The 21,783-nt window shown below is 53.1% G+C and carries 19 protein-coding genes; 9 read left to right on the top strand and 10 right to left on the bottom strand.

Features of this window, described 5'->3' with window-relative positions; genetic code table 11:
- Positions 1 to 40 precede the first annotated feature (40 nt).
- Positions 41 to 2,287, top strand: coding sequence for a single-stranded-DNA-specific exonuclease RecJ (gene recJ, locus NBE99_RS10025; protein ID WP_250681943.1), 2,247 nt, complete (start codon positions 41 to 43; stop codon positions 2,285 to 2,287).
- Between the two features lie 277 nt (positions 2,288 to 2,564).
- On the opposite strand, the gene NBE99_RS10020 is transcribed toward recJ, so the two are convergent.
- Together NBE99_RS10020 and NBE99_RS10015 are read right to left on the bottom strand one after the other, a co-directional pair.
- On the bottom strand, positions 2,565 to 3,317 hold the full coding sequence (locus NBE99_RS10020; protein ID WP_250681942.1) for a YebC/PmpR family DNA-binding transcriptional regulator: 753 nt from the start codon (positions 3,315 to 3,317) through the stop codon (positions 2,565 to 2,567).
- 101 nt (positions 3,318 to 3,418) lie between these two features.
- Positions 3,419 to 3,559 (bottom strand): photosystem II reaction center protein K, encoded by a 141-nt coding sequence (locus tag NBE99_RS10015; protein WP_399370463.1) that lies wholly within the window; start codon positions 3,557 to 3,559, stop codon positions 3,419 to 3,421.
- A 79-nt stretch (positions 3,560 to 3,638) separates the two neighbouring features.
- On the opposite strand from NBE99_RS10015, the gene tadA reads away from it, so the two are divergent.
- The gene (gene tadA / locus NBE99_RS10010; protein WP_250681941.1) at positions 3,639 to 4,133 is read left to right on the top strand and encodes a tRNA adenosine(34) deaminase TadA; all 495 of its coding nucleotides are present in this window, start codon (positions 3,639 to 3,641) and stop codon (positions 4,131 to 4,133) included.
- Here tadA and folK read toward each other — a convergent pair.
- Positions 4,054 to 4,635, bottom strand: a complete 582-nt coding sequence (gene folK / locus NBE99_RS10005) for a 2-amino-4-hydroxy-6-hydroxymethyldihydropteridine diphosphokinase (protein WP_250681940.1) — start codon at positions 4,633 to 4,635, stop codon at positions 4,054 to 4,056. The two genes, tadA and folK, sit on opposite strands and share 80 nt — an antisense overlap.
- A 70-nt stretch (positions 4,636 to 4,705) precedes the next feature.
- On the opposite strand from folK, the gene btpA reads away from it, so the two are divergent.
- Positions 4,706 to 5,596, top strand: a complete 891-nt coding sequence (btpA, locus tag NBE99_RS10000) for a photosystem I biogenesis protein BtpA (protein WP_250681939.1) — start codon at positions 4,706 to 4,708, stop codon at positions 5,594 to 5,596.
- A 2-nt stretch (positions 5,597 to 5,598) separates the two neighbouring features.
- Here the strand turns inward: btpA and hisG are convergent, their stop codons facing one another.
- The 3 genes from hisG to NBE99_RS09985 are packed head-to-tail and all read right to left on the bottom strand — an operon-like array spanning position 5,599 to position 8,415.
- Positions 5,599 to 6,234: an ATP phosphoribosyltransferase gene (hisG, locus tag NBE99_RS09995; protein ID WP_250681938.1), complete on the bottom strand. Its 636-nt coding sequence runs from the start codon at positions 6,232 to 6,234 to the stop codon at positions 5,599 to 5,601.
- A gap of 3 nt (positions 6,235 to 6,237) precedes the next feature.
- Positions 6,238 to 7,464 carry an ATP phosphoribosyltransferase regulatory subunit gene (locus NBE99_RS09990; protein WP_250681937.1) on the bottom strand — a complete coding sequence of 409 codons (1,227 nt, stop codon included), beginning with the start codon at positions 7,462 to 7,464 and terminating at the stop codon, positions 6,238 to 6,240.
- 6 nt (positions 7,465 to 7,470) lie between these two features.
- Positions 7,471 to 8,415 carry a DnaJ domain-containing protein gene (locus NBE99_RS09985; RefSeq protein WP_250681936.1) on the bottom strand — a complete coding sequence of 315 codons (945 nt, stop codon included), beginning with the start codon at positions 8,413 to 8,415 and terminating at the stop codon, positions 7,471 to 7,473.
- Between the two features lie 179 nt (positions 8,416 to 8,594).
- On the opposite strand from NBE99_RS09985, the gene NBE99_RS09980 reads away from it, so the two are divergent.
- A complete protein-coding gene (locus tag NBE99_RS09980) occupies positions 8,595 to 8,855 on the top strand; it encodes a hypothetical protein (protein ID WP_250681935.1) in 261 nt (86 codons plus the stop codon).
- Between the two features lie 69 nt (positions 8,856 to 8,924).
- On the opposite strand, the gene NBE99_RS09975 is transcribed toward NBE99_RS09980, so the two are convergent.
- The gene (locus NBE99_RS09975) at positions 8,925 to 9,824 is read right to left on the bottom strand and encodes a vitamin K epoxide reductase family protein (protein WP_250681934.1); all 900 of its coding nucleotides are present in this window, start codon (positions 9,822 to 9,824) and stop codon (positions 8,925 to 8,927) included.
- A gap of 26 nt (positions 9,825 to 9,850) precedes the next feature.
- Positions 9,851 to 10,789: a tRNA epoxyqueuosine(34) reductase QueG gene (queG, locus tag NBE99_RS09970; RefSeq protein WP_250681933.1), complete on the bottom strand. Its 939-nt coding sequence runs from the start codon at positions 10,787 to 10,789 to the stop codon at positions 9,851 to 9,853.
- A 64-nt stretch (positions 10,790 to 10,853) separates the two neighbouring features.
- Between queG and purE the strand changes: the two genes are divergently transcribed.
- Positions 10,854 to 11,375 carry a 5-(carboxyamino)imidazole ribonucleotide mutase gene (gene purE / locus NBE99_RS09965; RefSeq protein WP_250681932.1) on the top strand — a complete coding sequence of 174 codons (522 nt, stop codon included), beginning with the start codon at positions 10,854 to 10,856 and terminating at the stop codon, positions 11,373 to 11,375.
- Here purE and NBE99_RS09960 read toward each other — a convergent pair.
- Positions 11,350 to 12,033 (bottom strand): hypothetical protein, encoded by a 684-nt coding sequence (locus NBE99_RS09960; protein WP_250681931.1) that lies wholly within the window; start codon positions 12,031 to 12,033, stop codon positions 11,350 to 11,352. The two genes, purE and NBE99_RS09960, sit on opposite strands and share 26 nt — an antisense overlap.
- A gap of 217 nt (positions 12,034 to 12,250) precedes the next feature.
- Here NBE99_RS09960 and NBE99_RS09955 point away from each other — a divergent pair, with 217 nt between their 5' ends.
- From NBE99_RS09955 to NBE99_RS09940, 4 genes are all read left to right on the top strand, one after another.
- Positions 12,251 to 14,482: a bifunctional (p)ppGpp synthetase/guanosine-3',5'-bis(diphosphate) 3'-pyrophosphohydrolase gene (locus NBE99_RS09955; protein ID WP_250681930.1), complete on the top strand. Its 2,232-nt coding sequence runs from the start codon at positions 12,251 to 12,253 to the stop codon at positions 14,480 to 14,482.
- A gap of 51 nt (positions 14,483 to 14,533) precedes the next feature.
- On the top strand, positions 14,534 to 16,573 hold the full coding sequence (locus NBE99_RS09950) for a putative PEP-binding protein (protein WP_250681929.1): 2,040 nt from the start codon (positions 14,534 to 14,536) through the stop codon (positions 16,571 to 16,573).
- A gap of 34 nt (positions 16,574 to 16,607) precedes the next feature.
- The gene (locus NBE99_RS09945; protein WP_250681928.1) at positions 16,608 to 18,632 is read left to right on the top strand and encodes a serine/threonine-protein kinase; all 2,025 of its coding nucleotides are present in this window, start codon (positions 16,608 to 16,610) and stop codon (positions 18,630 to 18,632) included.
- Between the two features lie 239 nt (positions 18,633 to 18,871).
- On the top strand, positions 18,872 to 19,621 hold the full coding sequence (locus NBE99_RS09940; RefSeq protein ID WP_250681927.1) for a polysaccharide deacetylase family protein: 750 nt from the start codon (positions 18,872 to 18,874) through the stop codon (positions 19,619 to 19,621).
- Here NBE99_RS09940 and NBE99_RS09935 read toward each other — a convergent pair.
- The gene (locus NBE99_RS09935) at positions 19,618 to 21,768 is read right to left on the bottom strand and encodes an HAD-IIB family hydrolase (RefSeq protein ID WP_250681926.1); all 2,151 of its coding nucleotides are present in this window, start codon (positions 21,766 to 21,768) and stop codon (positions 19,618 to 19,620) included. The genes NBE99_RS09940 and NBE99_RS09935 overlap by 4 nt on opposite strands.
- Positions 21,769 to 21,783: the final 15 nt, after the last annotated feature.

Genomic DNA, 21,783 nt, shown 5'->3' with positions numbered 1-21,783 from the left:
AAGAATATCTTTGCTACCCTTCCCTAGGAACTGACCGTCAATGCAGCGCCCTTGGCAATCCTGTTCTACTCACCCTGCTCCCCCAGACTTTATTGAGCAAGTCAAAATGCTGCACCCCGATGCGGGCGCAATCACTGCCCAGTTACTTTGGCAGCGAGGCTATCGTGATCTTAATCAGCAAGTGCCGGCTTTTTTAGATTGGCGACGCTACCAGCCTGCGTCTCCCTTGGAGTTTCCAGAAATGCCATCTGCCCTAGCCCGTTTGCAGCAGGCCTTAGACACTCAGGAAAAGGTTGCCATTTGGGGAGATTTTGATACCGATGGCGTGACGGCAACCGCCGTTCTCTGGGAAGGGCTAAAGCCCCTGCTGGGATGCCAATTGCTGGACTTTTATATTCCCAATCGCCAGCAAGACTCCCATGGTCTTTCACGCCATGGCCTTGAACACCTGCACCAAAGAGGGGTCTCCTTGATCATTACCTGTGATACGGGTTGCACCAACGCTGCTGAAATTGCCTTTGCCCGTCAGTTGGGGATGGATGTGATTGTTACTGATCACCACACCCTTGAACCCGCTCCCTTGGGGGCTGTGGCGCTGATCAATCCGCGGCAGTTGCCTTGGAATCATCCCCTATGTCATTTATCCGGGGTTGGCGTTGCTTACAAGTTTTTGGAAGCGGTTTATGCCCAATGGCCAGAGAAAACGCAAGGGTATGCCCTCGAAAATCTCCTTGATCTGGTGGCTATTGGCCTGATTGCTGATTTAGTCGAACTGAGGGATGAGTGCCGCTACCTTGCCCAGCGCGGCTTGGAACAACTCGGCAAGAGTCAAACTCTGCGACCCGGTATTGCTGTCCTTTTGAAGGGGGCGTCCAAAGGCACGGCTCGGCAACGGGAGATTAGTTTTACTGTCGCACCCCGCCTCAATGCTGTAAGTCGTATCCAAGGGGATGTGCGATCGCTGATTACGCTCTTGACCACCCAAGATTGGCGCCAAGCGCGGCAGTTGGCACGGCACATTGAAAAAGTGAATGCAGAACGGCAGCGACGCCAAAAAGAGATTGCTAAGATGGCCCATGCCAAAGTAGCGCAATTAGATCTCTCGGCAACGCGGGTAATTCTCCTCACCGATGACAGTTGGCCATTGAGTCTTCTGGGGCTAGTGGCAAATGAGATCGTAAAAACCTATGGCCGTCCGGCAATTTTACTTCAGACTGATCCGGCCACAGGAATGGCAGCAGGTTCAGCGCGTTCCGATGGCTTTGTAGATCTCTATGAGGCACTCCATAGCCAACAGCATTTATTTCAGGGATTTGGCGGGCATCCCTATGCAGCAGGCTTCAGGCTAAAGATGGAGTACATTCCCCTTTTGGAAGCCGCCCTCAACCAATTCTTGGCACAAAAAGAGGGCACAGCGATCGTGACACCGAAACCCTTGCGGATTGACTTGGAAGTGACCTTGGATCAACTCAATGAGCGGTTGCTCAGGGAACTGGAAGTGCTTGCCCCCTTCGATTCAACCTACCATCCCAACCCGCGATTGTTGGTGCGCAATGTGGAACTCACTGACCTCAGAGAGAACAATAACCGGGAGAATCAGAACACAAGGAAATACGTCTCAATGCTACTCCACGATCGCCAGCACACCTTTCCTGCGAAGTGGTGGGATCATCAGATAGGGGATTGCCCAAAAGGGCGCTGTGATCTGGTGATTGAGCTGGAGCAGTGGCAAACGTGCCTATCAGCCGTCATTCAAGAGCTGCGACCCAGTGCAACCAATGTGATCCAAGCGGCATCTTTTCAGTCCCTCGTAGATTATCGCGATCGCCCCCATGAGGCAAGCATCAAGGGCCTGCGCATCGAAACCTGCCCGACATCAAGGAAAAGCTGGCGCCAATGGATTCAGCGCGCAAAAAGGGAACAGCAACCCTTGATTTTGGCCTACTCTCCCCCCCCAGAGCAGGACGCTCTAAAAGTGTGGCAGGAATTCCTGATGCTGTGCCAACAAGCTAGTCAAAAGGGAACATGTTTACAACGAGAGGGGCTGCGGGAACACCTTGGCATTGAAACGGCCACCTTGAACTATGCCCTCAATGTGCTGGAGACACTGGGAGTCAAGGTTATTCAGAGGGGAGAAGAGTTTAGGTGCAAATGGCCACCCCAACTGAAGCCCTCTGCCAACACCGTTGCCGCATTAGAGGTTTTTAAGTCAGCGATCGCCGAGGAAAACTTTCGCCGTCGTTACTTTGCAGCCGCCCCCCTACAGGCGCTTCAGGAAACAGACTAAACTCCACCCAGAATTACTTCCCAGGGAACACAAGGAACACACACGAGCCGACAGGGGAAACACACAAGGCGGGAACACACGGGCAATCAACGTTGATCGAGAGAAGCTCTAAGGAGAGCCTCAATCTCGTTACACACAACGTGCCTCGGTGCCACTCCTGCAACCGTACTTTTTATGTTCCCACGGCTGCCTGTGGCTGCCTACCGTGTTTCCACTCAATTTTCTGAGTCTTAACAGAGCAGAAATCCTTACCCAAATCCCGTAAAACTACGGATGCCTATACGTACATGGCCTCCATGAGAGCATCCCTCATAGTCACGTTTGTGGCCACACTTTGAATATCGTCGAGATTTTCAAGGGCATCCATCAGCTTGAGGACGCGCCGCGCCGTTTCTTCATCGGTGATTTCTACGGTATTCATTGAGACCCAGCGACTTTCGGTGTCTAGGACAGTATAGCCCTGCGCTTTTAAGGTTTCACTAACGGCTTCAAGGGCAGGCACGGGACAGCGAACTTCAGCGACACCGTCTATCATCTCGTAGTTTTCTACCTCAGCTGCTAGGAGTGCCTCTAGAAAAGCCCCCTCGTCCTTGGGAGCAGCAACGGTAACAATGCCCCACTGCTCAAACATCCAGCTCACACAGCCCGTTTCGCCAAGGTTTCCCCCTTGCTTATTGAAAGCTGCCCGTAGATCCGCAGCCGTGCGATTGCGATTGTCGGTGAGGGCTTCGATCAAGAACGCCACACCCCCCGGTCCATAGCCTTCATAGCGAATTTCCTCTAAGGGGGCATCACTTTCAAGGGTACCGGTGCCTTTGGCGATCGCTCGCTCGATATTCTCACTAGGAATCCCTGCGGCTTTAGCCTTCTCAATGGCGCTGCGCAGTTGAAAGTTGCCGGCAGGATCGCCACCCCCATGCCGTGCCGCAATAATGATTGCCCGCGATAGCCGTGCAAAGATCTTGCCCTTTTGGGCATCAACCCGTGCTTTTTGCCGTTTAATGTTTGCCCACTTACTGTGACCTGCCATAGGGGAAGCGAATTCCATTAATCAAGAAGAACCCCGCTGGAACCAACGGGGCAAGGCAACAGGATCATTTGGATTGCAGTTGTCTTTCTTGAATACAGTCTTTAACGAAAACCAACCGCAGCTTGCCAAACAAAGGCCAAGGCCAAAAAGAGCACTGGGATCACCGGCAGCACATCCACGAGGGGATCAAAAATGGCGTAAGCTTCTGGGAGTTTAGCAACCAAAACCAAAGCATTAATCATGGTGTTTTCCTAAAAGAATTCAGCGATCGCAAGAGAACTGAAAAAATAGTACCATAGCCGCTGCGGCAACGGGATCGCCATGCTAGAGATTCTCCCTTCATCAGAAACAGCAATCCATGACTTTTGGATGCAGCAGGCGATCGCCCTCGCAGAACAGGCAGGAGACGCCGATGAAGTGCCCGTGGGCGCGGTGATTGTCAGTGCGGAGAATGAACTCATTGCCACGGGCGAAAATCGCCGCCAGCGCGATCATGACCCCACTGCCCATGCGGAAATTATTGCCCTACGCCGCGCGGGTCAACGCCTAGGCACGTGGTACCTAACGGGCTGTCGCCTCTACGTGACCCTAGAACCCTGCCCAATGTGTGCCGGCGCCATTGTCCAAGCCCGCATTCATACCCTCATCTACGGAACCACTGATCCCAAAGCAGGGGCCATTGATTCGGTGCTGCAACTTCCCCAAAGCGCAGCGGTGTTCCACCGGATTCAGGTGATTAGCGGGGTTCAGGCGGCGGCCTGTCGGCAGCAGTTGCAAACGTGGTTTCGCCAGCATCGTCAGAGAGAACGGCAATAATGCCCTGATCGCCAACTTGCTCCCGTAGGGTTTGGATGGTTTCACCTAGGAGGGGATGTCGCCAGTGGGGGGCGATCGCTGCAAGGGGGACAAGGACAAAGGGACGCTCTGCCAAGCGGGGATGGGGCAGGGTCAATTCGGGAGTGGCAATGACGCGATCGCCATACAGCAGCAGATCTAAATCAAGGGTGCGGGCGCCCCAGTGCTGTTGCCGTTGGCGGCCAAATTGAACTTCGATCGCCTGAAGGGTTTTCAGCAGTGCCCAAGGAGACAGCTGCACTCGCGCAACCAAACAGCCATTCCAGTAATTGGGTTGGGGAGGTCCTACGGGCGTGGTGCAATACCACGGCGAGCAGGCTAAAACATTGATCCCCGGCCTTTGGCCCAACACTTTTACCGCAGCCCGCAGTTGCTGTAATGGCTCACCGAGGTTACTTCCGAGGGCGATCGCCACGAGGGGGGGGTCAGACGGGGATATACTTAAGTCAGTGCATTCTGCCATTCTGATACGTGTAGAGTGCTTGTCACTCCTCCTGTTATACCTGCACTGTTCACCTATCGCCGAAATCGTTGTGGATCTCCGGACTCTCTTTCACACTGCAACGCCAGTCATCGGTGTTGTCCACCTGCTGCCCTTACCCACCTCCGTCCGTTGGGGGGGCAGTCTCAAGGCCGTTATTGATCGGGCAGAACAGGAAGCCACAGCCCTCGCCTCAGGGGGAGCCAATGCGATTATTGTCGAGAATTTCTTTGATGCCCCCTTCACTAAAGATCGGGTGGATGCCGCCGTTGTCAGTGCCATGACCCTTGTGGTGCAGCGGCTAAAGAACTTGGTGGCCCTCCCCATCGGCTTAAATGTGCTGCGCAATGATGCTTTCAGTGGTTTGGCGATCGCGGCCTGTACCGGGGCACAATTTATCCGCGTCAATGTGCTGACAGGGGTAATGGCCACGGATCAAGGGATTATTGAAGGCCAAGCCCATCAACTTCTGCGCTACCGCCGCGAACTGGGGCAAGACATCAAAATTTTCGCCGATGTCATGGTGAAGCATGCTCAGCCCCTCCACAGTCCCAACCTTGCCACTGCGGTGCGCGATACCTTTGAGCGGGGACTCGCCGATGGGGTGATCCTCTCCGGTTGGGCAACGGGGCACCCGCCCACTGAGGAAGATCTATCCGTCGCTGCCAGCGCCGCTAAGGGACAACCCCTCTTTATTGGCAGTGGAGCCTCGTGGGACAATGTGGAGCAGTTGGTGCCCTACGTCAACGGCGTCATTGTTGCCAGTTCCCTGAAGCGCAATGGTCAGATTGAACAACCCATTGACCCCATTCGCGTTAGCCGTTTTGTTGAAGCATGGCAGCGGGCCCACCACAAGATTCAGGAACTCAATCGCGCCAATGGCAACTGCCGCGGGTCGATCAATGAACCCTTGCCATCCATGTTTGTGCACGGCCAAAAATGAGATCAGGCGATCGCCGCTGTTAATTGCGGAACGTAGTGTCCCAAGCCACTGAGGTTCAGGCGATAACTGCGGGGATGGGCAATCAAATAGGCAGTACTGGTGAAAATTTGCTCTAACTCCACAAGGCCATTTTCCTTGAGGGTGCGCCCCGTTGACACCAAATCCACAATCGCCTCCGCCATCCCTGTAATCGGCCCCAGTTCCACCGAACCATAGAGAGGCACAATATCCACGGGTAAATCCAACTGTTGGAAAAAGGCATCGGCACAGCGGACAAACTTTGAGGCGACGCGGCAATGGGGGGGCAAATCGCGGGCACTGCGGTAGGGGCTAGAGGCTTTGACGGCGACTGAGAGCCGGCACTGACCAAAACCCAGATCCGCTAGCTTAGCCACGTGGGGATTTTTCTCCCGCAGCACATCATAGCCAACAATGCCTAACTGCGCTTGGCCATACTGCACATAAACAGGAACGTCTTGGGCACGTACCAAAAGAGCACGGGCACGCCCATCTTGAGACAACACTTGGAGCTGGCGATTTCCCGGCTCAAGGAGCGCTTCAAAATTTAAGCCCACCCGTTGGAAGTAGGCAATACTGTCTTTCAGCAGGGCGCCTTTGGGCAGAGCGATTGTTAGCATGGTCTAAACACTCTGAATCTGCAAATAGGTTGCCCCATCACTGAGGGCTTCGATCTGCGGTGGCGCATCACTCTCAATCCAAGCAATATAGGGAATCTGGCGATCGCGGGCATAGGCGCGGATTTGTTCTGGTGGGAGATCCAGCAATGCCAACTCCACACGGGTTGAGCCATCCAAGCGCAGCGTTTGGGCGTGTTGCAGAGCGGCTGCTAGGGCGTTGGCTGTGCGGGGAACCACCAACCATTGGCTGCGGGGAGCTAATAGGGCTGCCGGTGGGATCGCGATCGCCTGAAGCAATGCCTCCACATTAAAGACAAAACCAATCCCCGGCACAGCCGCACCATCGGGATGGTAAATGCTCAGCAACTGGTCATAGCGTCCCCCTTGAGCCACCAACCGCAGTTCAGTATCTGTGGGAATCAAGACCTCAAAAATAATCCCTGTGTAATAGTCAAAGGACTGCACAAGGCTCAGATCAAGGGTAATAGACAACGACTTGGCCACCAAGTCCAACAATCGCTGAAGTTCCTCAAAGCGATCGCCCACCCCAGCCACATCTGACCATTGCTGCAAACGTTCCCCCACCTCCTTCGGACTACCCCGTAGATCAAAGAGGGCAAGGGCGCGATCGCGCCAAGGGGCCGGCAGAGCCTGCAAGCTCACGCGGTCTAAATTGGCCAAGCATTGGCGTACGGTTTTTTGCAGTTCCGTTGGGAAGGTACTGAGCAACTGTTGTGTCAAATGGGCATCCCCCACCAAGAGATAGACTTCCTCAACCGCTAACGCCCCAAGACACTCCTGCACTAGCCAGAGAATTTCTGCATCTGCTGCTAAACCCGTTGCCCCCAGTAGCTCCACCCCCGCTTGGAAAAACTCCTGCTGATTCCCCAACTGCGCCACTGTTGTTCGCCGAAAGACATTGGTTTTGTAATAGAGCCTTTGGGGCAGTTGCATTCCTGCCATACGGGTGACGGCGGCGCGGGCAATGGAAGCCGTTAATTCTGGACGTAATCCCAAGGGTTCATCACCACTCCCTTGGACTTGAATGACCGTCTCTGGATGAACCGTCCCCCCTGCCGTCAATGTGGCCAACGTCTCGATCGTCGGGGTAATGATTTCTTGATAGCCCCAGCTTTGGAAGACCCGCTCCAAGCGCTGCTCTAGCCACCGTTGTCGTGCCACATCGAGGGGCAGAATATCGCGGGCACCACAGGCAGGTTGATACACCATAGTGAGTTACTTTTTCCCAAAAAGACCAAAGAAGGAGGATTTCTTTTTCTCTGGTTTTGGCGGCTCCGTACTTTTTTGCTGCTGCTGTGCCTTGCGCTCTTTTTTCTGAATGGTTTCTAGTCCCTGTAGCGCCATGACCTCTTGGGGATTCAGTTTTAAGGCTTGATTAAAGTGGATTTTGGCCATGCTCAGGGAGCCTTGTTCCAGATACACCTTGCCCAATAGGGCATTGCAGCGGGCACTGCGGGGGTCAATCTTGAGGGCGTCCTTCAGTTCCTTAATGGCTTCTAGATAAATGCCCTTATTAAAGAGTTCTTCTGCTCGCCGGAAGTATTGTTCGGTAAATTGGTCAGTCTTGGGCACCTCTGCGGCAGGCATGGCCCCTGTGGGTGTAGGGGTGGCCATCACTTGAGTGTCCGTGGGTTTTGACTGAGGAGTGGGGGTAGAAACTGTTGGTGCCGTCGCCGTTGCTTTGCCCCCTGCCGATCGCCACAAATAGATGAGATTTAGTTCACTAATTTGTTCACTGATTTTAAGCACGTTGTTTAAGTCTTTGTATTGATCTTGGGCAAGCGTATTGAGCGCCTTCTGGTAAGCTTCTTCGACATTGGCAGCATTAAAGACTTCCTTCGCCAAGTCAAAAGTGGGCGTTGGCACAATATTGGCCGTTAGCAGTTGCTTTTCGAGTAAGCGCAAAATGACTTGATATTCTTCCCGCTCTTTTTCTTGGGACAGCACCTCATAGGCAGGATTGACAAATTTTGAGAGCAACTCACTGGCCAGTTTTTTACTCGATTCATCATCACGGCTGTCGGGGTGCAGTGTCTTAGCAATTTTGAGATACCGCTTACGAATTTCCGCCGGTGCTGCCGATAGGGGAATTCCGAGGGCGGCATGGAGATCTCGTTTAGAGTTAAAGCGACCCAGACCGTGATTGATCTCGCAGGGCATAGTCAGTGAAACCGCAGGGGCAGGACATCATTAGATTATACCTGCTGATAGAGGGGGTTGGTGACGCCGTGCAATCGTTGAAAGCTCCTAGGGGGAGATGATCGCCTGTTTGAGAAAAGGGCTGTATTTTAGAAAAAATTAGCAGTGCGACAAGTCTCATAGCTAAGATTAATGATATTTTGGCGGAATTTCGAGCAGCAGCAGAGTCAAAACAGGACTGGGGCGATCGCTTTGAGCAGTTAATGCAGGCTTACTTTCGCACCGACCCCTACTATCAGGATTTATTTAGCAATCTGTGGCTGTGGTGGGAGTATCCGCAGCGGGACAATAGTGGTGACATTGACACTGACTTGGTGACCAAAGAACGGATCAGTGGCGAATTTTGGGCGATTCAGTGCAAGTTTTACCGCCACCCAAGAGGCTGGCCTACCCCCCTTTGATTTAATCATCTGCGATGAGGCTCACCGCACCACGGGCGTGATTCATTCTATCACTGCCGTTCCTTGCGCCTATTGGTTCTTGAAGTTCATCGGGCCTGTGTATTGGCTGAGTTGACTGAGTTCGCTTAGCGATCGCGTGCCGGAGTAAAGCTGATCATTAATTTCCCATGTGGGATAGCCCTGAATTCCCTTGGCACGGCAGCGTTCCACTTGGGGATTGGCACCATTGGGGTCACATTCAACATAGTTGAGTTCCCGTACCGCCTGCTTACCAAAGAGTTCCTTTTGATGGTGGCAGTGGCTACACCAATAGGCACCATACATGACTGCTCCCACTTGGGTGAGATGGCGAGCGAGGGCAATTTCCGCCGGACCTGAGGTATTGACGATGGCGATGCCGGGGCCGTCAGTCGTGGCCATGCGGGTGTTGTAGATGCCAAATACCCCCACTAGCGTAATCACAGCAACAATGACACCATTAAAAAAGAGCTGGCCGCGATCGCTCCATTCACGACCAATAATCGTCAAGATCAAAAATGTAAAGCTAAAGACGGCTGAGGCAATGCAATAGGGACAAGTGGCCTTAATCTCTGTAACCAAGATATACATTAGATAACTGCTGAAGCTGGCCATGGCCGTTGCCCCCAGAAAGAGCAAAAGCCAAGTGGTGTTTTCAGCATTGCGGCGGAGTTCTTTTTGCTGCGGCTGGTTCAACAACAGGGGCAGCGCCGCCAACGACAGCATCCCCGTGTAGGCGACAAACCCAATGAGGGAGAGGGGAATGCCAAACACGGTTGCCCAAGGACTATTAAGGACAATGTCACAGCCATCGGTGGGACAAGTAACCTCTTGGTTGGTCAGCTTGGCGATCGTTAGGTAAGCCGTCACCACCATGCCAGCGAGGGCAACCCCGCCAATCAACCACCGTGACCAACGATGAATCCAAGGGGTGGAGCGTCGTCGAACCATAGGTGAGCCTCCGCATTGAATCACTTCTAATCATACCGATTGCTTGACAGCACTGCTTGGGCGTTGCGGCGCCATTGGGCTGGTTTAATTCGCCGTAGGGCAGAACCACGGGTGAGTTCATCCCATGCTGCATCGCTAAGGGTGGCCAATTCCTCTGGGGAAGTATTCAAGAGGGGCGATCGCGGGGCAAAGTCAGCCACATCCGTGGGTTGAGCAAAACGCTGATTCCATGGACACACCTCTTGGCAAATGTCACAGCCGGCAACCCAACCTTCTAAATGAGCAGCAATGGCGGGGGGGAGTTCGGGGGCACGGCTTTCGATCGTGTGGTAGGCAATGCAGCGGTTGGCATCCACCACGTAGGGTTCAACAATGGCGCCGGTGGGACAGGCGGCCAAGCAACGGGTACAGGTGCCGCAGTGATTGGTGTGGGGGCGATCGCCCGTCAACTCCAATGTGGTGATTAACTCTCCCAAAAGAATCCACGAGCCATACTGCCGTGAAATCACATTACTGTGCTTGCCAATCCAACCAATTCCCGCTTGCTCTGCCCACATTTTGTCCTGTACCGGGCCAGTATCGACATACCAACGGTAGTCCATCTCAGGTACCTGAGCCTGAAGCCATTGCTCTAGGGCTTGCAAGCGTTTTCCCAGGACCCGATGGTAATCCCGCCCCCAGGCATAGCGGGCAATTTTCACCTTGGGGGGTGGCTCTGGATCAGGCTGATAGTAATTGAGGGCAACGGAAATCACCGATCGCGCTCCCGGCAGGACGGATTGAATCTCCTGTCGCCGAGGGTTGGCCATCCACGCCATCTCCCCTTGGAAGCCTTGAGCTAACCAGCGTTGTAGGGCAGCCACGCCAGAAGGATGGTCATCATTATAGGTGCGCAAATCCACAATCCCCACCCGATGGAACCCCAACTGATGGGCAAATGCCTTAATTGCAGCAGCAGTGATCATAGAGAAATGATATTTTGCGATAGTGGAACTGATAAACAGTTTGTTGCGAACTCAGGAAAGAGGGATGTCAGAGATGTCGCTGGTTGCCATTGTCATGGGCAGTGATTCCGATTTGCCAACCATGCAGGGGGCGATCGCCATCTGTGAACGCTTTGGCATTCCCCATGAAGTGGCTATTCTCTCAGCCCACCGCACCCCCCTTGCCATGGTGGCGTTTGCCCAGAATGCCCATCAGCGGGGTCTCAAAGTCATTATTGCTGGTGCTGGCGGAGCCGCTCACTTGCCCGGTATGATTGCCGCCTTAACGCCCCTACCCGTGATTGGCGTACCCGTCCCCAGCCGCTATTTACAGGGGCTGGACTCCCTCTACTCAATTGTGCAGATGCCCGCTGGGATTCCCGTGGCCACGGTTGCCATTGGCAATGCCCAAAATGCTGGATTACTGGCAGTGCAACTGCTGGCCAGTCATGATCCTGACCTGTTGAAGGAGGTGATTGCCTACCGTCAAGAATTGTCGGCAACGGTGACTGCTAAGAATGAAAAGCTGCAAACCTTGGGCGCTAGTGCTTATCTGCAACAGCAGTAATCCCTGATTCAGGTCCTAGGGAAGAACCCGACAGCTGTGCTTTTTGCAGATCATGCCGAAAGAGGGGGAGAATGCGGCGACATTGATCAACAAAACTCACTAACCATGTTTCCAACTGTTGCTGTTGGTTTGCAGTGACAACCACTTGCCGAGGCACTAGAGAACCATGGTAGGTAATGTAACCATTGTCCGTGACCACGAAGTCAGCCAACCAGCTACTAGAGGGGCGTGTAGCGCGCCAATAATTCGCGACGATGACTTTGCCAAGGTATTTTTGGGCTAATTCACTGACTCGGTTCAAGTGATCGAGGGCTTGAGCGACCGTTAAAGATGGCTGCTCTTTGACAGGAATGACTTGCGCCCTAGGCACATCTTGAGGACTCTCAGAGGGGAAGTCCATACCCAAAATTCGCCATAGTTTTTCTTCAAGGCTTTTTAATTGCACCTGTTGGTGAGGCTCCTCTTTTCCTTCGTTGCTAAGGGAGCGGTGTAGGCGCACAATTATGTCCACGGCTGCCAATTCCGAGGGAGCAAGGGATTCTAGGCGAAAAAGAAGGTCATTCTCGTGATCTTTCGCTGCTTTTTCTAAACTTTGACCTGCGAGGGCAAAAATATTCCTGCCCTGATTGAGTAAACGCAGAATGTAGTGACGTGTCATTGGTGTGAGTGAGACCCCCACGATACGCTTCGCCCCCTTGCTGATTAAAATCCTTAATTTTTATGTTAAAGGAGATCAAAATTGAACAATCCCGAGCTGCAACACTTGAGAGAGTTTAGGAGCGTCTTGACGATAGGGATTCACGCGATAGGCATGAAATTGAACTAGAATATACGTACTCGAATCCACTGTGCTGCCCTCCCGATCGCCTGCTGCCATGAACGCTTTTGCACCTAGCTTGCCGACTGATATTGAATTACCCGATTGGTTAGCGACGTGCCTGGGAAATCCAGATCCTGAGAATGGGGATGATTTGGTCTGTCGAGCGTTTCAATTTGCCTACGACCTACACCAAGGACAGCGGCGTGCGTCTGGGGAACCCTACATTGCCCATCCTGTGGCAGTGGCAAGTATTCTGCGGGATTTAGGCGGTGGGCCTGCTCTTTTGGCGGCGGGGTTTCTCCACGATGTCATTGAGGATACCGCTGTTACAGCAGAGGAGCTAGAAGCCAATTTTGGTGCTGAGGTGCGGCGACTGGTGGAGGGGGTGACCAAGCTCTCGAAGTTTAGCTTCTCCAGTAAGACGGAGCGGCAAGCGGAAAGTTTCCGGCGAATGTTTTTGGCGATGGCGCAGGATATTCGGGTCATCGTTGTCAAGCTAGCCGATCGCCTGCACAATATGCGCACCCTTGAGTATCTGCCGGAAGATCGCCGCCGTGCTATTGCCCAAGAAACCCGTGATGTCTTTGCCCCCCTCGCCAACCGCTTAGGGATTTGGCGGATCAAGTGGGAGCTGGAGGATTTGGCCTTTAAGTATTTAGAGCCAGAAGCCTACCGTCGCATTCAGGAACTCGTGGCCGAAAAACGCGCCAATCGCGAGGCGCAACTCCAGCAGGCAATTCAAATTCTTCAGGAGCGGTTATCGGGAATGGGCTTTGGCTACTTAGAAATTAGTGGCCGTCCCAAGCACCTCTACAGCATCTACCAAAAAATGATGCGGCAGCAAAAAGAATTCCATGAAATCTATGATGTGGCGGGCATTCGCATTCTGGTGGCCACAAAGGATGAGTGCTATCGTGCCCTGGCCGTCGTCCATGACTGTTTTCTTTCGGTGCCGGGGCGGTTCAAGGACTACATTAGCCTGCCCAAACCCAACCAGTATCAATCGCTGCACACGGTAGTTATTGGTCTTGGGGGGCGCCCCTTGGAGGTGCAAATCCGCACGTTGGCCATGCACCATGTCTCTGAGTATGGGATTGCCGCCCACTGGAAGTACAAAGAAACGGGTCATTCCTTGCCGCAACAGTGGAGTGCCCGCGATCAAAAATTCACTTGGCTACGGCAACTGCTGGATTGGCAAAATGACCTCAAGGATGCCCAAGAATATCTCGACAGCATTCGCGATGATCTCTTTGATAAGGAAGTTTATGTCTTTACGCCCCAAGGGGATGTCCTTGCCCTGCAACAGGGGGCGACGCCCTTGGACTTTGCCTACCATATTCACACCGATGTCGGGAATCACTGTGCGGGGGCACGGGTGAATGGGCGGATGGTGCCCTTGGATACGCCACTGCGCAATGGCGACATTGTTGAGATTATTACCCAAAAGACTGCCCATCCCAGTTTGGACTGGTTGAACTTTGTTAAAACCACAGCGGCACGCAACCGCATTCGGCAGTGGTACAAGCGATCGCGCCGCGATGAAAACCTGCAACGGGGACGGGAATTACTAGAGAAAGAACTGGGCAAAGCCGGTTTGGAAACGCTCCTCAAGTCACCGCAAATGCAGCAGGTGGCCGAGCGCAGCAACTACCAGAGTGTCGATGATCTCGTAGCCGCCTTGGGCTATGGCGAAATCACGTTGAATCTCGTGGTGAATCGGCTGCGGGCAATTACTCTAGCGCGTCCAGAGACAACCACACCGGAATTGCCGTCGGAATCTGCTCCTGTCAACCGTGTACCTGCCACCACCAAACCTAGTGATTCTCCGATTCTGGGGGTGGAGGGCTTGGTTTATCACATTGCTGGCTGCTGTTGTCCCGTGCCCGATGAACCAATTATTGGCGTGGTGACGCTGGGGAGTCGGGGTATTTCGATTCATCGTCAGGGCTGTAGCAACCTAGAGTCGGTGTCGAGCGATCGCCTGATTCCCGTGAGTTGGAACACAAAAGTCAATCAACGGCGTCCTCAAACCTACCCTGTGGATGTACAAATTGAGGTGATTGATCGCGTTGGTATTCTTAAGGATATTTTGACTCGTTTAACCGATAATCAAATTAATGTGCGGCGAGCCAATGTCCACACAGATCCAGGACGCACGGCGATTATTGATTTGTGTATTGATATTGTGAATGCAAAGCAGTTGGATCATATCTTGGCGCAAATTAGAAAAATCACTGATGTCCTCAACATTCGTCGCCGTCAGCAAACGGAAGTGAGTTCTCCCTAGGTCGGATCGTCCGCTCCCAGACCCCCAAGGACGATTTAAGGAAACGGATTTGTGACATCACTCCTTCTGGAACCCCTACAACAGTACCCAGCGGAAGCCCTTTCCCCGACATTGGTTGCCCTGCAAGAGACGCAAAAAGTCTTGCCGCCGCCTCATCCTGTATGGTTGATTGCCACCAGTGTCTGGCAACAGTTGCGCTCTGGCGTCATTCCACTGTGGCAAGCGGCCTGGGATCGCTGGCAGGAGATGGCCCCCAATGCAGCGGATTTCAAGGCACTGGCACTGGAGATGACCCATGAATTGCCCCCTTTGGATGTGGGGGAGTTAGAAACAGTTTTTGCTGCTTGTCATCACTTTTGGCAACAACGGGGGGGAGAGAATCATCTTGTTCTCACCACCTATCTTTGGCAAGAAGCGGTGGACTTACCTTGGGGACTGGGTCGCGGGACAGTTTTGCACCATCCCAGTTTGCCCCTGTGTCATCAGGCAATCGAAGCGGCCTTTGCGGCTCTTGTAAACACCAAGAATCTCTATACCTATTGGCAGCAGGGATGGGATTTTTGTCAACTCAAAGTGGCAATTTTGCTGTACCCCTTGAGTACCACGGTGACCTCCGGCTGGTGGGCAGGCACAGATCGAAAGCTTAAGGCGATCGCCAGCGGTGTGACGCTCCCCCATCACGGCATTCCCTTGCCCCCAAGGGGAATTGAGCTGACGCCCGCCGAGGAACAATACTTGCAGCAGGCCTGTCGCGGGGCGGCGTCCCATCTCTGGGTTTGGCATCGCAGTCAGACACAGGTTTGGTGGGGACAGTGTTTAGCAGAACCTCTGCCGGTCGTTCCTGCGCCGCAGCCGGTAGAGCGCACATTATTGGCTGAAGGGCTGCCCGCTGCTCCTGGGCAGGCGATCGCCCCCGCCATTGTTGTAACCGACCCCTGTGCTCCCGCTGCTGTGGCCGGGCGGATTTTAGTTAGCAAAAGCATTCCCGCCCATTGGTTGCCCCTTGTGAATGCTGCCGTTGGCGTGATTTGTGAGCAGGGGGGGCTAACGAGTCATGGGGCGATTCTAGCGCGGGAATTGGGACGACCCGCCGTTGTCGGTGTGGCAAATGCGACTCAGCAGATTAGTTCGGGAATGACGCTATTTCTAGATGCTCATCGGGGGTCTATCTATCAACTGCCCCCAGAGCCATTGCCAGTGGTGGCTACCCCGTCTCCGCAAACGCCCTCACCCCCGATGGTCAAGCGGTTGCCCTTGCAGGTCATGGTAAATGTGAGTCAAGTCAGTGCCCTGCGGTTATTGCGATCGCTCCCCTGTGATGGCATTGGCCTGTTGCGCTCAGAGTTGATGTTGTTGGCCTTTTTGGATCATCGCCATCCCTGCCATTGGCTAGAACAGGGAGAAGCAGACGAATTGCGCGATCGCTGGGTGCAGCACCTGTGTGAATTTATGCGGGCGATCGCCCCCCGTCCCCTCTTTTATCGCACGTTGGATTTGCGGCCAGCGGATTATCGACAACTTTTGGGGGGATCTCGCTTTGAACCGGAAACAGATTGGGGGCTGCGGGGCGTGAGTCGCTATCCCCAGTGTCCAGAACTATTTCACTTGGAACTGTCGGCGCTGGCGATCGCCCACCGTTTAGAAACCTGCCCCCTACGGATTGTTCTGCCCTTTGTGCGCAGTGTCAGTGAAGTGGCCTATTGTCAAAAAGCACTTGCGGAGCACAGCCTCACACCAAATGCGGGCGTAGAACTGTGGGTCATGGCGGAGGTGCCGGCCATTTTATTTTTACTGTCTGATCTAGCCAATCTTGGCGTTGCTGGCATTACAATTGGCACCAATGATCTGACGCAACTGCTTTTGGGCATTGACCGCGAAACAACCCTAGCAGAATTAAATGAAGACCATCCTGCCGTTCGCAGGGCGATCGCTCAACTGATTCAAGAGGCCAAAGCCCACCATTTGGGCTGTAGTCTTTGTGGCGAAGCCCCCACCCGCTATCCCCATTGGTTACCGTGGTTAATTGACTTAGGTCTTGACAGTATCTCCGTTAGCCCCGAAGTTGTCGCTCAGGTGTTCAATCAGCTTTAATTGTGGATAACTTGGTGCTACTTCACATAGGACGATGCTTATTCACTGCACCCGCCCCCAGTGTTCCCTCCCCCAAACTGACCTGCCTGAACTAGATGGGGATGTTTCTGCTGACAGCATTGGCCAAAAGTACTGTGCTAACTGCGGCATGCCCTTAATTTTGCGGGGGCGCTATGTTGCCCAACAAGTTTTGGGACAAGGCGGCTTTGGGATTACTTACCTCGCACGGGATTTAGATACCCCTGCCAAACGCCAGTGTGTGATCAAGCAACTGCAAGTGGAAACTTCTAACCTAGCCCTCTTGAAAAAAGCGGAAGATTTATTCAAGCGAGAAGCACGACTCCTAGAAAAACTAGGGGAGCATCCCCAAATTCCTACTCTCTTTGCCTTTTTTCAAGAGCGGGTGAGCAGCACCACAGGAGAGGCGGAGCAAAACTATTTTTATCTAGTTCAGGAATTTATTGATGGCGATACACTTGAGTCTGAACTAGCCCATCACAGGTATTTGAAGGAAGAGGAAGTTCAGGGTGTCTTGAAGGATCTCCTACCCGTTTTGCAGTACATCCACGATCAAGGAGCAATTCATCGAGACATTAAGCCAGCGAACATTATCCGCCAATCGGCAAAGAACAGTAAGTTTCCCGGACAACGTCGCCTTTATTTGATTGACTTTGGCGCAGTCAAAGACGTTTCTCGCGTGGCTGAAGTTGCTAAAGGTCATACGCGGATCTATACAGCGCACTACGCAGCACCAGAGCAACAGAGAGGCGAGCAGGTTTTTCCAAGTTCCGATCTATATGCCCTAGCAGTGACCTGTCTTGTCTTACTTACTGGCAAAGACCCTAGAGAATTATTTGATAACTATCATCACACTTGGAACTGGCAAAAGCACGTTCAAATTACACCAAAGCTTCGAGATGTTTTGGCGAAGATGCTGGCTGTTGCGCCTAGTGATCGCTATCAATCTGCTCAGGAAGTCGAAGCTGCCCTAGAAGAAATACAAACAGAACTCAAAAAAGCGCCAGAGACCGAAGAGCTAGAAACAACCGTTATTGATGAGCAGTCTTCCTCGCCACAGTTTGTGCCATCGGTCAATTGGCTGCTTGAGAAATACAACAGTGGCCTCCATAGCGATTGGCTAGACATCCAGAACTATGCCACACGGGTTGCACCCGTCCATCCCTTGAATCCTCAGAGTCAAGAAGTCGTTTTTACCGAGGGTAGTTCTAATCCTAATTATTTCGTGATCACAGATGTTAATCGGCAATCTTGGCTCATTCCCTTGCACAAGGGGGAATTCGATCCTTATCTATTTCGGCGAACCTTACCCCAGCACCCCAGTGAAAGGTCAGGTCAACTCCTGAAGCCAGCACGAGTCGAACGGCAGGATCAATACTGGAGGATGGTTGAGACGGGAAGTGTTGTCCACGAACCCGTTGCTCCACCCCCACCCTTTCCTAACACCCCGACAAACCAACCCTTCTCTGTGACGCAGCCCGTACCCACAGCCCAGTCATCATTACCACCGTGGCTAGTTCTCGTCTCACTGTTGATCGCCTTTGGAAGTATGTTTGCAGCGATCGCTATCATCTTGCTATGGAACCGCCTAGAACCCCGCCCTTCCTTGCCACCCAATGCCGCTACTGAAGTAGCAGAAACTCCTAACCCATCGCCACCTCTTGCATCTCCGTCGCCAACTCCAGAACCAACGTCTCCACCAGCCGAATCCCCAGAACCCACACCGCCGCCAGTCGAACCCGTGCAAACAGTGTCGCCCCCAGATGAACTAGACGCACCCCCAGCCAATCCCTCACAACTGTCGTGGCAACCTGCTTGCGGTTCCAGCTATGCGCCTAATGCCTATTGGTGGCCGGTTCGAGGCCCCAGTTCTGCCCTTGATCTGGTCAAAGAACGCTACTGTGGTGATGCCATTATCATCAACGGTCAAACTCAAGTAGCCAGTTTTCGCTCCCAAGAGGAAGCTGAAGCTTTTGCCAATTCACTAAGTCAGGAGAGTGGCTATCCTTTCTATGTAGGTGAACCAACATGGGTCGATTAAATAACATCAGACCTCAAGCTAAACCGCTATTGCAAAAGGCTGGAAATCCTCGCTCTCAAAAGGTCATCAAATTTGTCTCTTTTGCAGTAGCAACGATTTTAGTCATTCTCATCAGCACTACGCTCTTGCACTTTTATGGGTCGCAGTCTGCAAACCAACCAGCCGCACGATCTAATTCAAGCACGATAATAAGTCAGACCAGTCAGACAAAAGCAGTGCCAAGACAAACACAAACACCGATGGATGCTGGGCCATCTTCTCTAGTACCGCCATCGCCATCAGGAAACCATCAACCACTGCCAGCCACCAGCAAGTTTATTAACATCAATTATGAAAATGCCGCAACCTATGCCGCACAAATTCCGGCTAACCATGTGGCGCTCACGTTTGATGATGGCCCTACGCGGGAGTACACACTGCCCATTCTTGATAAGTTGCGCCAGTATGGCATGAAGGCAACCTTTTTCGTGATTGGTGGGCGTGTGGCTCAAAATTGTGACATTTTGCAGCAGATCTATCGCGAGGGACATGAAATTGGCAACCATACTTACGATCATCTCCTCTTAACCCAAGAATCCTCACAGGTACAGTGGGCACAGTTAGCAAAAAATCAGCAGCAAATCCATCAATGTTTGCAACAAATCGGTGTCAACTACTATCCGCGTTGGTTTCGTGCGCCCTATGGTGATCAAAATGCCCAAGTCTTAGGTCACGTGAAGGCTCTGGGGATGAATTCCGCTCTTTGGTCATTGGATACTCACGATTGGAATCTTGAAACAACGGCGGCGATGATTGCCAACAGCGTGATTCAGGGGGGCGATCGCCAACTGGTGCTGATGCACGATGGCACGGAGTTCAACCCAGCAATGCAGAGCAATCCCCAACTCAATCCCACTCGACAACCGACGGTGGAGGCACTGGATCAGATTCTTGCCGATTACCGTGCCAAGGGAATTTCCAGTTTGACCCTGTCGCAGGCTTTTCCCTAGAAGCCATAGTATTCAATTGCTTCTAAAATCCCTTGGGCATAGTGACCTTGGGCAAAGTAAATGTGGGGGCGATCGCGCAACTTGTCCAATTCAGGACTGTGATTGCCTACAACAACAGCAAGGGTATTGCCCGTCAGCATTTGCTCGTCATTGCCGGAATCCCCAGCCACCAAGAGTTTTTGCAGGGGATAGCCCCACTTGAGGGCGAGATAGCGCAGGGCATCGCCTTTGGAGGCACGCAGGGGCAAAATATCCAAAAACTGATTATGGGAAAAAATGGGACGACAATGGAGCTTTTGCTGCCGCAGTAACCGCAAGACCGGTGTAATGCTAGGGAGAACTGTGGTGTCAACGTTATAGCTAATTTTGTGGGAGCGTTGATTTTCAGGAGGTTGCAGCGTCAGGCCGGCGACATCAGCAAGAGTCTCTCTGACCCGTTGAGGTTCCCAGCGATAGCTAATATGCTGCTGCCAACTGGTGTCGGGAACAAGATGGGGGCCATAGTAAATTTCACTTCCCACAGAGGTAATTAAGACATCAGGGATGGGCACTCCCCATTCATTTAGGACTTCAAGGGTGAGTGCCAAGTGACGCCCCGTCGCCACCCCAAAGCCCATTTCTGGCCGGCGTTGCAGCAGATCTAAGAGTTGCTCAAGGGCCGCGCGATCGCCAATCAAGGTATTGTCAATATCACTAATTAACAGGCACTCAAGCGTCAGCAGGCGATTCCGTGTCAAGGTGGTTGGCAGCCTATTGCCTTGGTACTGGCTGGGTTGGCGTTGCAGACTCAACACTGGCAACACGGATTTTTCCGCTAGTTGATCGAGAGCCTGTAGATACATCTCCACATGACTGCGCCAAGAGTAGTGGGCGTGTACCCCCTTAAGGCCATTGTCTGCCCAAGTCTGCCATTGGCTATCACTTTGAAAGGCTTGATGCAGGGCGCTGCGAATGGCTTCTAGATCAAGGGCATCAAAGAGCAACCCATTACAACAGTGGCGGATAATCTCCTGCGGCCCTCCATCTGCGGTGGCCAAAATCGGCAAGCCACAGGCGGCAGCTTCGATGAGGGTGAGGCCAAAGGGTTCGGTCAGGGCCGGATTGATAAAGACCCCCCGTTGCTGGGCGGCTAAACGGTAAAAATCCGGGACTTCATCGCTGGTGTGGGTTTTGGGGTAGGCCACTTTGCCGTAGAGGTCATAGCGATCGACCAGCAAAAAGAGTTCCGTCAATACTTGGCGAGGGCTGGCCTCCATCTTGCTAATATCAGTGCGATTGCCGAGCACCAAGACCAGATTGGCTCGCTCCTGCAACAGGGGATCCGTGCCATAGACATTGAGCAGGGCAGCCACATTCTTGCGCGGTACCGGTCGGGAGAGGCAAAAGATAAAGGGTTTTTCCGGTTCCACTAAAAAGCGACGCAATTCCTTGCGAAAAGGCAAATCCGCTGGCACAGGGGCTGGATAGAAACGGCTGGTATCTACCCCCGGTAGAATCACCGCCATCCGCGCCGGGTCGTACTGATCGTAGAGGCGATACTGCTCTTCGACCTCCTGATGGGTACTGGCAATAATCAGTGCCGCACTGGCAAGGGTTTGCTCCTCGGCTTCAATGCGAGTCGTAAAGTGAAACTGCTCCTCAATGGCATCGGGCTTACTGCCCTGGGCAAGAAGTCGCTGGCGTTTGACCCGTCCGAGGGAATGCCCTGTGTGCACAAGGGGAACCCCCAACCAACCGGCAACGCGGCAGCCCACATAACCGGCATCGGCATAGTGACTATGAATGACATCGGGCATGCGGCCACTTTGGCGGAGGTGGCGCAACAGTTCATCGGCAAATACGTCTAAATAGGGCCAAAGAACCTCCTTGCGCAAATAGCGGCGAGGGCCACAGGCCAGACGGACAATGCGGGCGCGATCGCCAATTCGCTCAATGGGCTGGGCGTAGTCGGGACTGACCTTGGCATCGGCAATCAGACGAGTGACCAAATCCACCTGGGCAACACGGGGATGGGCTGCAAGGGTTTTGGCCAGTTCGACCACATAGCGGGTTTGTCCTCCCGTATCGGCATCTCGCCCCAGTTCAAGGCGATCGCCCCGAATCAAACCATGAATACTAATGAGGACAATGTATAATCCCTCTTGCATAGCCGCTCCCTTACT

Origin of the sequence: Thermosynechococcus sp. HN-54 (assembly GCF_023650955.1) — a bacterium.
GTDB lineage: Bacteria > Cyanobacteriota > Cyanobacteriia > Thermosynechococcales > Thermosynechococcaceae > Thermosynechococcus.
Note: the sequence above shows the minus strand (reverse complement) of the source record. Positions and strands in the feature narration are given on the sequence as shown.